This window comes from Bombiscardovia coagulans (genome assembly GCF_002259585.1).
Lineage (GTDB): Bacteria > Actinomycetota > Actinomycetes > Actinomycetales > Bifidobacteriaceae > Bombiscardovia > Bombiscardovia coagulans.
Genome location: NZ_MWWS01000002.1, coordinates 1 through 12,719, shown reverse-complemented (window position 1 = coordinate 12,719; position 12,719 = coordinate 1). Strand labels below are relative to the sequence as shown.

Below are 12,719 nucleotides of genomic sequence, written 5' to 3'. Positions count from 1 at the left end.
TTTGAACCCGCGACCCCTTGATGTAAAAACCATGTTTCACGTTGCTATGCGTTGCCATACGTAAGACCTCGTTCCGCTTGTCTCATAAGGATTTTAGCAGATTTTAAATAGTCGTTGCATCGCGTTGGTAAACGATTAATTACTTGATAATGTCCCCTGAATGTCCCCTGACCATTCAATTCAAGCCAAGCCATATGCATTTACATGACGCATATATATAGTATGGTCACTAAATCAAATGTAAATACCCAACATGGTCTTCTTTCATTATTCACCGGTTACGGTGGTTTAGAAATGGGAGTCAGCCAAGTGTTATCAGACATACCTACTGTAGCGACCAGCGATATTGATGATGGAGCATGTCTGATAGAAGCATTTCATAATGCAAACAACTCGATTCCTAATATAGGGGACATTACCCAGGTAAACATGAGACTGTTACCCAACGTTGAAGTCATTGTAGGAGGTTCTCCATGCCAATCGGTGTCTGATGCTGGAACTCATTCTGGAATGAGTAAACATACGCGTAGTGGATTGTGGAGTTACATGCGTGAAGCAATAGCTGTTAAACAACCTTCTCTAGTTGTATGGGAAAACGTGGTAGCAGTGATTTCGGCCATCGCTGCAAGTAAAGAAGACCAGAAACAATGGTTGTTACGTCAACGTTTATTAAATGAGCATGGATTATGTTCTTGCATGCAACCACTGGTTGACTGTTCTAGTGCCGGGCTTCGTACGCCTGTAAGTGACTGTAACAATAGCTCATATTCAAGAATGCTGTTAGAGTCGAATCAAGGGCTTGAACATGTATTACGTGGTTTATGCTGCTTACGATGCAAAGGTCTAATATTTGAAGACACTCATAGCGGGTTGTTGACTGGTGTTAAACGTTTAAAAGGATTGTATACGCATCCAAGATTAAGGGCGCTTGGTCGTGTTCTCGGTGATCTTGCCACTATGGGTTATGATGCCATTTGGCTTACCGTAGAAGCAGCTGACGTTGGTGCTCCTCATCATAGAGCTCGCTTGTTTGTGTGTGCCTGGCCTAGAAATACTCGTAACTGCAAGCCTGATAATCCGCTTCTCCAAAGGTTGAACGAAGCCCCTCCCATACAGCCTGTAACTGAAACAAAAGCACGGTGGAACACTAGTCGAGACTGTTGGGAAACAGAACAAACGGATTTGTTTGCTGATGTCAACGTGTTTGAACAATCCTGGCCAAAACAAGGGATTCTTGCTGATAATAAAATCTACCAGTTATCTGAATCTTTCGCGTACAAACATAGTGTACGACAACAAGAATTACTATATACCCCAAAAGCATCAGATAGTTTATTCGACAGCCCATCCGCTTCATGTCGCCCTATAGAAGCTTCAACATTCTTATCTACGCAAGTTCGCTTACTCGATATACCAGGCAAGATGAGTCATTCTGAACGAAATATACGCAATTCCAAACGCTTAAATAAAATACTATCCACTTCAAACCGTGCTAAGCATGACAAATCTACCAATCTGTCATTGGTACGCGAGATAACAGACACCGCTCCTACCACACTGCGCATCATTCAACCTTCCAAGCAACCGAAAGACAATACACAAGCAAGCCATCATTCAAACCCACTAAGAATAAACCAGCACTTGCCCGTTAAAACAAGACAAACAGTGAACTTCAACCAATACACACCAGCAATACGACAATGGGAGCAACGCTTACAACGCACTGCACCATGCCCCACACAAATCACAAATCGTTTAAAAAACTGGGTAGTTCAAGCCCCAGAACAATGTTCAAATCGACGATGGCTAGTACAACATGCACCGAAACGTTATGGGCCAGCAACAGTTGATCAAATCGAAAGAGACCGAGTATTCTCACAATGGCAGCATAACGATACCGGATACGATTTACTCAACCACCAATGGGATACCATCAACCAGAAGGACAGTATCCTACCCAGCACTGTCCTACCACCACGTTGTGTACTAGACTACTGGCGCGAGAACAGCCAACGCAAACAGCTACCCGCCCTCACACACCTTAGCCCAAAATTCGTAGAATGGATGATGGGACTACCAGAAGGTTGGGTAACCGATCCACGAATCTGGGAACAACATCCAGGAAACCATCGATCCATGCAACTCAAAGCACTAGGAAACGGTGTCGTACCCCAACAAGCCGCAACAGCACTCCACACATGTTTAACACTACGACACCATCTTTCAACAACCCAACAACCATAACTACTGCTTGCGCTTTTTAGTGGACACAGACCCGCAATTACCAATATCGACTACAGTCTCAGATAACACACACCGTTCAGCACTCCAATATTTCCACACACTACGAACCGTTAAAAAGACAGCAAACAAAATAAACAATATTCCCTGATCAGTAGGCTCACCATGCAATGCTATACGCCATACTGCCACAATTTGAGGAGCAAAAACAATAGCCAAAACCAACCAAAACAAACGAACAAGAATAAACCGTAACGTCCGATTACGCACCAGTCGCCCAACAACAGATTGCGATCGTACACAATCCACCGAATCTTCTACATGTACTGAACCTTTACTCATACACACTTCTATGCAACACCAGCGCATAGAAACTAATCATGGTCAAACCCTATGCCATCATCTGCAATATACCAGCACACTTATGGATGACAACAGTAAGCAGCGAAGACGTAGACGAGCGCGCTCGCAAACGACACAAGTTACGTCTTTTAGGTAAACGCGTGTGGTTAGATGCTAAACGGCAAGGAGCACAATCTGTTAACCGCTTTATGTTATGGGTCAGTGTAAGCGGACGTAAAGAGTCACCAATACTTGCTGCGGAAACTCTAAAACCAATAATCGATGCTGGAACTGACATGGGCATGTGGCCAGACGATGATCCGTATCATCGTGTGTGTACTTGTTACTTACCGGATGTTTCAAACGCGCCTTCACCATCACCACAATTAACATTATGGGTTATACCATTACATACCAATGAGCAGCCATTACGAACGATTATCGAGAAAGTACCAGGCTCTCAAGGCACCCTAGTCAACTTGAGTATACCCGATGTTGAATGGTTAACCAGTAACATGCGAGAAAGTGTTTCAGAACGGCAAGCTAAACAAACTCGCATCATGCAACGTGCGATACCGGCATGGAAAAATAAAGCAGTAGGAGCATCAGCCGCTGTAATATGCCAAGTCAGATATCCTGATAGTCGACGACAATATCAAGGAGACCCAGACAACACTGCTGAAACAGCCACAGCTATCTGGGGGACAGGAGTTGCTCTCCATCTGGTGCCCGCAACACCAAGTCTTTTCGGATTCACCCTGCTTAACGACCATCAGAGTCAACCCAAACATCACGACATAAGCATGCTCGTATTTACTACGCCACCCCAATTCTCATGGCCCCAAACCCTCATCACAACCAGTTAACCAGCATAGAAGATAAGTATGCTAAATCCAATAGACCCCACATGGTGGCAAGCAGGAAGTCAACTCAACTGGTGGGACTGTACACTAGGTTCAAAACCAGGATGGTTACCAGACACCAAACAAGCACACCACCGAATCAAACAACGCCTTCACCTTGTACTACAAGCACTCGCATTAATCCATGAGTATCGTACTATCGAAACCAGTCAACTCCACGAGCTCAACCCCAAGCTCCCTCGACAAGCCAAAGCTAGTCTCTATCGAGACATGGCAGCATTACAATTAATCGATGTTGGTTACCCAATTAGTGTCAACGCACGAACAGCCGCGTCACCATACCGAGCACCGTGGATGGCTGTACGACTGCCAATACATGCTCGCATTGAATCTCAACTGGAACAATTAGAAGTTAACCCCGTACAAATGATTGCACTAGGACCAGGACCATTACGAGGAGCAAGACAATACGATCGACACAACCTCATTTGTGTTGACCTCGCCATACAAGCACGCCAACAAGGATGGCTTACCTACGGGGAACTTTACGGACGTTTCAGCCTTATAACCAGTGACCCTCTCATGGGTAGTGGCGGACCAGACCTGATCCTTAAAGGGGAACACACCATCATCAGTATCGAACTAACCGCATCCGCCAACATGGGACTAGAAGCAAAAATCAAACGATGGCAACAACAACTCTCACACCCAGCTTGCAAAACCATGCACGTCTGCTGGCTTGACGCCAGCAACAATCATTTACTAACAAAACTTGAAGCTCTCACCGCCAACCAGCCACATATGCACGCCACCACCGTAACCGCATGGAAACAAACCATGACCTGTACAGACAACTTCCAACCACAACCTGGCACACCACAGCCACCACGGCACTGGATGCGAACTAACCTTAATAACATTGCTCAAGCTTTCGGATTCCCCAACTCGAACACTTGGCACATCCCAGCATCACTCAATGGTATCTGACAGACGAAACTAACCAGTCATAAGAAACACAACTTATATGCTCCACAAGTTCTGGGAGAATTTAAACAAAACTAGTATCAGACATGAAGAATGGTCGCGCAAAGCATGCTGTATACGCGACCATTCTTAATATTTTGTAGAATCAGTTCACTGAGTACGTTTTTTCAGTAACAGATATATGCTGAAAATGAGAGCAATACCAGCTGTTATTGCCAACCCTAAAAGAGTAACACCAGTTGCAGGTAATTGGTCAATTATTTTGCTGTTAGATTTGTCAGTGGCTTTCACGTGGAACGTGTATGTTGTTTTCTCTAAACCGTCAGCACTAACCACGTTTACTTGAGCTACACCATTATTTTTATGAGTGGATACTGACATGCCGGTCTGACGATCAAACAGTGGTGTTACCGTGTACTGGTCAGGGTTATTGACGTTGACCTGATATTCCAGAACGTTAGGTTTAAAGTCAGATAACTCTTTGTTATCAAAACGAACACCAGTTAATGTGGCTCGATGAGTACTCTCGGTAATGAACGTTACAGTACGAACTGTTTGGCCTGTTCTTGAACCATCAGGCGAAAGAACATCCAACGTATATTTCCATGTCATACCTTTGATGCGAGCTTGTGAAACTAGTACCGTTTGACCTGAAAAACTTTCATACGCAAATTGTCCGCCAATAGGAATCTGATAAGTATCATCAGGTGAAACTGTATACTTGCCGTCAACAAAGAATCCAGTAGATTTTAGCCCAGTATAATCAGGTCGAGGAGCAGTACTTTTACCATCCACGTCTATAAGGTCGCTGGGTTTGAATGCTTCATCAGCTGTAGGTACAGTGTGAGGGCGAACAACACTTACCGAGTAAACACGGGATTGGCCATGTTTCGTGACTGTCCATTCTTGAACCGTAGTGTATGCGGTTTGTCGTACATCTCCTGCTGTTACGGTCTGACCATCAGCAGGTTTTGGACTAATCTTGTATGGTTCATCACCATGTGCTGTGATCGTATAATCTAACACATCACGATCCCAACCGTCTATCAGATGGCCGTTAACCATAATACCGTTTAATGCTGCTTCAGGATTATCACTTTTGCGTTCAGCAGGTTTAAATCCTTGTTCCACGTGCACCATCTTATTGTGTTGGGTTCCCGCAGTATCACGATATATGATCGAGATATCAAACGTACGTATACCGCCTTTACGCAATCCTGGACGTGTATCAACCTTCAACACATCAGCACCATGATCAACTGAAATAGTATACGAGTCAGCAGTTGCCGCATAATCCAAGTCAGGTAACACTTTATGTTCCACTAATTCTGATGCTTTACTACCAGCTGCAATTACAGGAATACGCGAAGATTGACCATCGGCTGTGGAACGCACCACATTAATTGCAATAGACTGATCATATGTTCTAGAAGCTACGACAGAAACTTCAAACTGGTTGCCTGCTAAACTGCCGGTAGCCACACCTGAACGGCTCATTATTTTGCCGTCAACATCAGATTTAACATCGTCAGACCATGTGATTGGTACGGAGATACCATTTGATAAGCGTACTGACGCAGGGACACTATTATCAGCTGGTAACATTACTTTCACGTTAGTCTTCCAGGTGGAACCAGACAGTGTAAAAGAGTTACCGTTCGCTGTGATTACGTTACCTGTTGACCATGATGCCGTAATCAATATTTCTGGAACATGAGAGAGAGCAAGACCTGGAATTAACTGAACTGGACTTGTATTCGTTGGAGCAGTATAACGACGAGTTGTTTTTGTTATGCCAAACTGTTCCATAGTAGACGTATCAGAACCTGATTGATGTATGCGCCACTTGTGTCCATCGGAACTTATCACATCCACATCAGTACCAGGTGAAGAACCACAAGCCCAGTCAACTTTAAGCAGGTTTGAACCTTGAGGATGCAATTGAATATCCTTATGATCAGCAATCCACCACGAATTCGGTGTCAATTGGTCAATTGCTTGACGTAAGCGTTCAGTAGTTTGCGCGTATATCTCATCAGATACGCCTGCACCTAATTGTCGAGCATATTGATATGCCTGGTTTAAGACGAGAAAACTATCAGTCGTATACACTTGTACACCCATTGGTTTAGCTGATTGGGCTTCCACGTATACCTGGGCACGAGACAGCATCATACGAAAATCATTACCGGTATCCGTATGAGTTACTATATTATTTGATTGAGGCGGGTTAACAGATTCTACTGCCCATGCTGGGCTTGCTAAAATTCCAGCGCAAACCATTGCACACAAGGCAACAGAAAATATTTTAGTTACTTTCACTATTCGCTCCTTTCAATGCGAACTCACGTTCTACCTCTATGCGCTTTCGAACATGCATAGATTTGACTGTGAAAGAATCATCATGGATTGCAGTTGCACTACAGGTTGAACAAGGAGAAGGGAATCTCGATGATGCTGTATACAGCACGTGGGAGCCAATACGATGGGTTGCAGCGGGACGGGCTGATCTTACCGATAAACATATACACGACTTAATTAATGATGAGTCGATAGCTGTTCGAATACGGATCGCTCAACGTTCAGATCTGACATGTGAACACGTGGAACAATTGTCTTGGGATACGAAACCGTCTGTACTTGCACAACTCGCCATTCGCCACACGCTCAGTGCTGAACAACGCAAACGCCTAGCACTTACTGTAGATGAGCATGTGTTGACAGCAATAGGTGAAAACGAAGCTGCGAATCTTGTTAGTCGTATGCATCAATGTGAAACCATTGCGACCCATTCGCTATGACATAACAGGCAATACTAGTCACACTATGAACAATGGCATACGTGGGACACTTATAAACCCTTACCTTAATAAGCGAAGCACCCATTTACCGCATGTTAAGAAGAGCCAGCCAGCAGAATACAACGCTACCGCACCATCTGTGTAAAACACCGGCATTATGCGGCTTTACAGTTTCCTGCCCTTGTTAAGAAAGCGTATTAATGCTGGTATGTGTCGTTTGTGTTGTAGGTGTGGTGTTACGGCTGGTGTCATAAAAATATGAATCTGTGTGTGATAACTGTTGATTAATGAGGTTGATAGTGTATGAAATGGTTCGTGTATGAGGTTTCGCAGTTTACATAAAATCGGGTTAGTGGGTGTTGTTAGAGGGTGGAAGGGTTAGTAGGGCTGGCGCTATCGTGCGTACTAATCTCATGCTGCTGATCTTCGCAAAGTTTGGTGAGTTGATTGATGTTTTGTTGTTGATTGTAGATTCGATTTCCAGCTGCTAATCCTTCTGTCATGAATCCTACTATGATTCCTGCGATGAAACTAATGAAGATACATGCTACCGTGCTCATGGTTATTGTTCCTTTCCTTGCGTTCTTACTTAGTACTATGCGTTACGGGCATAGGTGTGAGTATGTGGAGTTGGAAACGTTTAATGGTAGCTGGCGCAGGTGTGTTTAGTGTGGTATTGATGTGTTTTGGAGGTGTGGTTCAGTCTGCTGTAGTAACAACATCTGGTGGAGCTATAAGTGCCAGTGAGACGGTGTCCTCGAAGAGAGTGGAGTGCTCTCACTTGGAAGCTAATACACATCATGAGGTAGTTGATGTTTCTGAAACAGCACTTCATGTGGCAAACGTGTTTGCTGCTCACGGATATTCGAAAGCAGCTACTGCTGGTGTATTAGGTAATTTGCAGGCAGAATCAGGAATGCGAGCTGACCGTGCTGAGATTGGAGGAGGAGGATTCGGTTTAGCTCAATGGACACCCCGTAGTAAAATCCGAGTTTGGTTTGATGCTCATGGTTTAGGTAATGTGCCTGATAGTGATGTTGAAGGTCAGGCGAGAATGCTAGCAGAGACTGCTGAGTCATCGTTTAATAATGTGTATTTATCTCAAGTGCAAGCAGAAGGTGTATCCATTATTAATGGTTCGTTAAAAGACACCTGGTTGAAAACTGATGATCCTCAGGTTGCTGCGATAGCATGGATGGCTGGCTGGGAACGGCCTGCCTGGGCATCACGTAACGAACAGTTTCGTCGCACTCAAGCAATGATGTTTTATCAGCAATTGGGTTCAGTATCATTTACTGCTCAACCTGGGGTAGTGTCATCTTCTACTGGTCGAAATGATTCTTGTCAAACACCAGATACTAATAGTAATGCTGCTACCGTGGGAACGGTAGGTGGTGCTCCTCAACGAGGTTTAAGCGATTTCGGTTGGATGTGCCAGGGTAGTCAACATATTTGTTCAGCTTCAGACGCTGGTGTCTTATACGCTCATTTAGAAGCGGGTCATCAGTGTGTGTGGTACGCGTGGAATCGATTGGCAATGATTCATGGTATGGACGGTTGGAATTGGGTGCGAGGCAATGGTGGTGAGATTGGACGGAATGTAAGAAATCAACCTGGGTGGACGGTTGACATGAGTCCGCGTCCAGGTGATGGTGTGTCTGGTAATAGCGCACCTTTTTCGGGTCCACCACCTGGGCATGTGGCTGTCGTTGAGGAAGTAGTCAATGATGCTTCTGGCTGGAGGATTCGTATTAGTGAAGGTAATGCTGATGGGAGTGCTTCCTGGAATTCGTATCGTGGGGATCGTTGGATTAGCAAAGCACAGGCTGGTGACATACTGTTTTTCCGTCATCAACAGTGGAAGTAATCACTGTTGTTTTGTTTTCCTGTTTTGTAGGTCTTGATCAGGGTCAAGTTGTTTGGGTTGTTGTTCACCTGGGTTGATGGGAATGGTGTTACCTTGGGGGAGTGCATCCCATAATGGTCCTGTGGTTGTTGTGAGATTTTGGATTTGTTGTTCACCTGGACTTGGGTTTAGATCCGCTAATGGGGCTGGTGTTCCTTTGATGGGAATATTTGGTGTTAGATGATCACCATAGCTGGTTACCCAGTCTGCTGCATTGTCTGTCCATGGACTATACCAGGGGTCGAAAAACCATCGATTGATAGTGCCTGTTCGTTTACTGACTTTATGCTCGGAGTTAATGGTCAGCTCATCTTGAAATTGGGTTGATGTGATAAATGGTGTGAACGCCCACCAGTGTGTGTGATCGCTGGTGACTCGTTGTGCTGCGTTTCGATTGGATGACCATACGATTATTTGTATTTTACCTGTTACTTTAACTTGATTGTTGTTCACAATGGTGGCTTGTAAACTATCGGGAACAATATGAGCACCGAGGGTCCAGTGTGTGGCCCGCTGGTAGTCGAGTTGTGTGGGGTAGTCTTGGCATGGGTTAGTAATGTTGTTGGTGCAATATGTGCTTGGGGCGTTGGGTCCTGCGTCTGTCGGTGGTGTAATGACGGAGATATTGGTGAGTTGATTATTGTTGAGTTTGGTAGGTGTGCGTATTGCTTGGAGCAGGGTTGAGGTGTCTTGTTGACTGTATTGGGTGATGGTTGTCGGGTTAATACCCCAGTCTCGACTCGCATGCTCGAACGTGTATGCAATGTTGATTAGCTCTTGCTTATTTAGAGGGGTTGTTGATGTGTGAGTGGTTGTCGTACTAGTGGCTTGTGATTGTTGGTGATGGGTGTTGAGGTTGATTATGGTGATGATGAGTGTGACGGTCAGGGTGAATCCTATTGCAATGAGGATGAGTAGTAGTGACTGTTTGCGATATTTTGTCATACATGTAGCCTATGCCCAGTGCGGGTGATTGTCGTGTTGTCAATGATGACGGTGAAAGCTCTTATTGGTATGAGGTTTTGTGATTGGTATGACGTTAGTACGAGTTCAGCTTCTCCTAGGTTAATCGTTATGTGTTCGTTTTTATGCTTTTGAGTATTTGCTTTGATTGTCATAATCAATATGATATTAGTGTTTTAGCAAAATCGGGGGGGACAAATGCGCATTTTTCAAAAAATATGGTTGATTGAACTGATTTCTGCTGGCATCTGTCCTGTAGTGAGCGCATATGTTGCTCTACTAGTTTGGATATCGTGCACCATGCGCTGCCAGGCTATAGGCATATTAGATAAATGTTCGTCTGTACTGATCTGACTGTTGCAGATAATAGTATCCGCTGTGAATATGCTTAACTGGTATACGCGCTCGCATACTTCAACTGGTATTGTGTAGTGGCCATGCTCCCAGGCGTGTACGCATGTGGTTGAGACTTGGAGTAGGCTCGCTAAATCCTCGATGGTGATATGTAATGATTCTCGAGCTTGCCGGAACACAGTTGCTTCTGACAGGAGGCGCAGCATATGATATGTGTGGGGTGAATTATAGTCACGCATGTTCGATCTCCTCGTATGTGATGCTATACACGAGAAGTGTACGTGGCTTGCATTTGCAAGAGTGAACATGCGTTAATGGTTGGGGGATATGTTCATACTACCGTTGTGTAGCCACGGCAGTATTAATGGTATGTAACATAGATTATGAATTACTGTCTACCATAATGGGGTGGTTGGTGTAGTAGTTTTTCATCAGAGTTTTACTGATTATAGTATGACAAGTAGCATCAGGATTAAGATTGTGACGAGTGGTTTTCCATGGTGCTTCAGAACAGACTTTACTACTGAGAGTATTGCCAGATAATGGTGAAAGCGACTGACAAACCATGTCCATAATCGTACATTCTTCACCTTTAAGGATGCCATGAGTGGTGAGGTCACCATCGTAAATCAAAAACTGTCCCTTGTGTAAGGCGAACAATTCTGGTGACACCGGGCCACTTCGCCATGCTTCAAAATCTGCTTCAAACAACGGTTGAGAACGACTGACAAGTGACTGAGCTTGCGAATAAAATACAAGCTTCTCCAATTTCATAGTAGTCATCGTCCCACACATGCGGAGAATATACGCTGCTACATCAACTATCATAATCATTGAATCCTCCACCCTCTTTTTAATCTGATACTAGTTTTATGCGTCCAAAAATAATTGATGGAACAACAAGTAGATTCATTATGCTTATATAACAGGTTTGTCGACAATAATGACAAGCTCAAAAGTTTTATTGTTTTGTTTAAAGTTTGGAAGAGTAACTGGCGTACCATTTCTATTTAATAAGACTCCTGTACCAGCAAACATCAAAGAAGATAATTACTGGAAAAATCTAAAAGTGAATTAACAATAGTGCAGGTACTTGCTACCAGTTGTTTGAGGTTCTGTACTTAATAGAGTACAGAACCTCATTTCAATCGATAATACAGTATAAAACAATCTTAGATTTTTTAACTATTTATCACATATTCTCATCTTCCTGCTTGTCGTGACGTTGAAGGATTTTGTAAATATCAATATTGTTTACGCCTTCAGTAATCGCATCATCATCAATATCAGCATTATATGAGCAGTATGCTTTTCCGCTCTCGGTTACGCTTACTCCTAGAGGATTGGTAATCTTGTTGATCTCATCGACATAGTCTTTCGTTGCGCTCTCTATATCGAAATCGTCTTGAAAGTCTCCTGCTGCTGTTCGAACAATATCCTCAAAACTTGTGGCAGAAGGATTGATGATTGTTTCAAAATCAGGAGCGTACTTAGTTTTAGCATTAGCGTCTCTCTGGTTTGTGTTTGTTGGTGTTTGAGTAGCTTCTGCTAGAGATGGTAAGTCTTGTCCTTTTCCACCAGGTTTAGTATCGTATTGTCCTCCTGTGGAACCAGGAGAGTTTTTTGGTTTACGCGCATCATTGCTCATGCGTTTTATCCTTTCAGCACTAGATTATATGGTACAAGCACACCTATGCGCTTATCGTCAACCGTTTTCCATACACCATCATCTGGTAAAAGACACTCGTATTCACCGTTGAATACTTGCTGCTTATTTTTGGACGCATATAGATAAGTGAGGGGTTGTACAGGAATGACTAGTAGAAAGGTGACTCGCATGAATGAACTCACCAGAAGACAAAACAAGGATTGCAGTATTACTGTCATGTCCTTAATGAGAGTGTTAAGGGATAGACAGGATATTCGTAATCGTATTATTGGCTTTCCCGCGAGAAAACGTGACCGTTACACGTTTAAAAACATTGTCAGTTCACTGTGAGGACGGACATCATGCAATATTATCGTAAGTCTAAAACTCTGGTAAATGACACTGTGATTAAACGGTTACTACTGTTTGAACAAATCAATGCATGGTATAAAACGAATACGTAGACGGACTGCTACTTGTTATCGTTTGAGTCTGCAGTAAAAATTGTAGAGATTGATGTGGCTTACTACAAGAGCGGTAATTGTTGTAAATGTTATCTCGGTGAGGAGCGCATTGCAAATGGGAGAGCCATTTACCCGGGCATGAAATTCTTTATT

General features: G+C 43.7%; 12 protein-coding genes. 5 read left to right on the top strand and 7 right to left on the bottom strand.

From position 1 onward, the window contains the following. Positions 1 to 222 precede the first annotated feature (222 nt). A complete protein-coding gene (locus BOCO_RS07515; protein WP_169711874.1) occupies positions 223 to 2,244 on the top strand; it encodes a DNA cytosine methyltransferase in 2,022 nt (673 codons plus the stop codon). Here BOCO_RS07515 and BOCO_RS00140 read toward each other — a convergent pair whose 3' ends face one another. Next, positions 2,245 to 2,583, bottom strand: a complete 339-nt coding sequence (locus BOCO_RS00140; RefSeq protein WP_094722095.1) for a hypothetical protein — start codon at positions 2,581 to 2,583, stop codon at positions 2,245 to 2,247. It abuts the gene before it with no gap. Positions 2,584 to 2,621: 38 nt separating this feature from the next. On the opposite strand from BOCO_RS00140, the gene BOCO_RS00135 reads away from it, so the two are divergent. Both BOCO_RS00135 and BOCO_RS00130 read left to right on the top strand, forming a co-directional pair. Continuing rightward, positions 2,622 to 3,449, top strand: a complete 828-nt coding sequence (locus tag BOCO_RS00135) for a hypothetical protein (RefSeq protein WP_094722094.1) — start codon at positions 2,622 to 2,624, stop codon at positions 3,447 to 3,449. 18 nt (positions 3,450 to 3,467) lie between these two features. Continuing rightward, positions 3,468 to 4,433, top strand: a complete 966-nt coding sequence (locus BOCO_RS00130; RefSeq protein WP_094722093.1) for a hypothetical protein — start codon at positions 3,468 to 3,470, stop codon at positions 4,431 to 4,433. Between the two features lie 147 nt (positions 4,434 to 4,580). Here the strand turns inward: BOCO_RS00130 and BOCO_RS00125 are convergent, their stop codons facing one another. Beyond that, positions 4,581 to 6,752 (bottom strand): hypothetical protein, encoded by a 2,172-nt coding sequence (locus BOCO_RS00125; protein ID WP_094722092.1) that lies wholly within the window; start codon positions 6,750 to 6,752, stop codon positions 4,581 to 4,583. Positions 6,753 to 6,820: 68 nt separating this feature from the next. Here BOCO_RS00125 and BOCO_RS00120 point away from each other — a divergent pair, with 68 nt between their 5' ends. Further along, positions 6,821 to 7,231, top strand: a complete 411-nt coding sequence (locus tag BOCO_RS00120) for a hypothetical protein (RefSeq protein WP_094722091.1) — start codon at positions 6,821 to 6,823, stop codon at positions 7,229 to 7,231. Positions 7,232 to 7,593: 362 nt separating this feature from the next. Here the strand turns inward: BOCO_RS00120 and BOCO_RS07335 are convergent, their stop codons facing one another. Beyond that, entirely contained in the window at positions 7,594 to 7,791 is a 198-nt protein-coding gene (locus tag BOCO_RS07335) for a Z-ring associated ZapG family protein (protein ID WP_148140019.1), read from the bottom strand. 62 nt (positions 7,792 to 7,853) lie between these two features. Here BOCO_RS07335 and BOCO_RS00115 point away from each other — a divergent pair, with 62 nt between their 5' ends. Then, entirely contained in the window at positions 7,854 to 9,098 is a 1,245-nt protein-coding gene (locus BOCO_RS00115; protein WP_158520373.1) for a phage tail tip lysozyme, read from the top strand. On the opposite strand, the gene BOCO_RS00110 is transcribed toward BOCO_RS00115, so the two are convergent. The 4 genes from BOCO_RS00110 to BOCO_RS00095 form a co-directional block, all read right to left on the bottom strand. Then, complete coding sequence (locus BOCO_RS00110) at positions 9,099 to 10,082, bottom strand: hypothetical protein (protein ID WP_094722089.1); 984 nt, start codon at positions 10,080 to 10,082, stop codon at positions 9,099 to 9,101. A gap of 227 nt (positions 10,083 to 10,309) precedes the next feature. Beyond that, positions 10,310 to 10,693, bottom strand: a complete 384-nt coding sequence (locus BOCO_RS00105) for a helix-turn-helix transcriptional regulator (protein ID WP_094722088.1) — start codon at positions 10,691 to 10,693, stop codon at positions 10,310 to 10,312. 142 nt (positions 10,694 to 10,835) lie between these two features. Next, positions 10,836 to 11,288: a Panacea domain-containing protein gene (locus BOCO_RS00100; protein WP_094722087.1), complete on the bottom strand. Its 453-nt coding sequence runs from the start codon at positions 11,286 to 11,288 to the stop codon at positions 10,836 to 10,838. A 358-nt stretch (positions 11,289 to 11,646) separates the two neighbouring features. Next, on the bottom strand, positions 11,647 to 12,102 hold the full coding sequence (locus BOCO_RS00095) for a hypothetical protein (protein WP_094722086.1): 456 nt from the start codon (positions 12,100 to 12,102) through the stop codon (positions 11,647 to 11,649). Positions 12,103 to 12,719: the final 617 nt, after the last annotated feature.